This window comes from Pseudomonas sp. (assembly GCF_049300855.1).
GTDB lineage: Bacteria > Pseudomonadota > Gammaproteobacteria > Pseudomonadales > Pseudomonadaceae > Aquipseudomonas.
In genome coordinates, this window is sequence record NZ_JBAQKH010000024.1 from 1 (window position 1) to 1619 (window position 1619).

Below are 1619 nucleotides of genomic sequence, written 5' to 3' on the forward strand. Positions count from 1 at the left end.
TCGACCCTGAGCACGCTGGACCTCGGGCGCGTCAGATAATCGCTCGCTTCGGACTGAAGTTCGCTGCGTACGTCCCGGTTCGGGTCAACGATGCGGTCCATGGCGTACTCGTGGTCTCGACGCGGGACAAACCGATCACCGAGGACCTCGTCGAACGGTTGGGAGGGCTCGGCGCGATGACGTCGCTGGCGCTGACGAACGCGCTCAGACACCGCGAGGCGGAAGCCAACGCGGTCACCGATGCCCTGACCGGGCTCACCAATCGGCGTGGCTTCGAGCATGCCGTGGATCGGCTGGCATCTCGGCGCCCCTTTGCGATCCTCGCCATCGACGTCGACAACCTCAAGAGCATCAATGACGGGTACGGTCATGCAGCCGGCGATGCGCTCCTCGTGGCAATCGGGCAGGCGCTCGCGAGCGTGGCGCGCAAGGACGAAACGCTCGCCCGCATCGGCGGCGACGAATTCGTCCTGCTGATCTCCGACCCATCGGAGGAGACACCGTTGATGGTCGCCCGACGCATGAGGGAGACCGTCGCTGCATTGCATTTACCCACGGGACCGGCCAGCGTGAGTGTGGGCTGCGCCGCTGGAGCGGCCGGCGACGACGCCTACCTGGTGCTTCAGCGGGCTGACGCCCTGCTCTACGCCGCCAAGATCAGCGAGAAAACGCCGCGGGAGCCGCAGTCCACTCTCGTCGCCGGGGCCGCAGCTCTCGAAAAAGGGACGCTACCCCTGCATCGATCAGAAGCGGCCCCCGATCGTCGAAGGCGCGCTCGAGCGGTTCGCTGAATGCCTCGGCCATAACCCGCCCGGCCCGGGAGCCCCACGCGAAGCTACACACGACGGTCTGGAGCCCAAGGTGAGGATTGAACTCACGGCCTACGCCTTACCAAGGCGTTGCTCTACCACTGAGCTACTTGGGCACGCCGGCCGATGGTACCAAGGCGCCGTCCCGGGATCAGGCCCGCGGGAGTGACGCCAACCAGGTCACTGCAAACACTGCCGTGGCAACGGCGAGCACGGGAAACGGCCGCGCCGATCGTGTGACGACCACTGCGGCCACCCCGCCGCCGAGCACCGCGACGCCGAGGTAGAACAGGAATCCGGCCTGGCCGAGAGGGCCGGCGAGGAGGACCGCGAGCAGTCCCGCGGCCGCAAGCGCTCCCGGCCCAGCAAACTCCGAACGACCAGCTCCGGCAAGAACGGGGAGGCTGCGCCGGCCGGCGAGCCGGTCGCCGTCGATGTCCGGGAGCGCGTTGGCGAAATGAAGCCCGATCGCAAGCAGGCCCGACAAGGGGAGCACGACCAGCAGCTTCGACGGGACTGCTCCGATCGACGCGTACCCCTCCAACGGGAGGACTGCCATGCCGCCCCACCATGGCACCCATGAAAGTGGTGTCCTGCGCATCCCCAGGTCGTAGGCGAGACCCGCACTCAGAGCGAGCGCGTCAAATCCGAGCGTCGCGAGGTTGACTGTCGCAGCAGCTCCGAGCCCGATCGCTCCGAGCGCGATGCCGGCGACCGTCGCGGTCGAGCGTGTGACCACTCCACGGACGAGCGGCTTGTGGGGCTTCGCCAAAACATCGGCGTGGAGATCGGCAACATCGTTGATGACGC

Annotated in this window: 2 protein-coding genes and 1 tRNA gene; 1 reads left to right on the plus strand and 2 read right to left on the minus strand. The window is 67.4% G+C overall.

The window, feature by feature from the left end:
- Positions 1-791, plus strand: a 791-nt coding sequence (locus tag WA225_RS08690; protein WP_422607633.1) for a GGDEF domain-containing protein, incomplete at its 5' end; no start/stop codon positions are given.
- 59 nt (positions 792-850) lie between these two features.
- Here the strand turns inward: WA225_RS08690 and WA225_RS08695 are convergent.
- A tRNA-Thr gene (locus WA225_RS08695) sits at positions 851-925 on the minus strand.
- Positions 926-960: 35 nt separating this feature from the next.
- The coding region (locus tag WA225_RS08700; RefSeq protein WP_422607634.1) for a UbiA family prenyltransferase at positions 961-1619 on the minus strand (659 nt) is incomplete at its 5' end.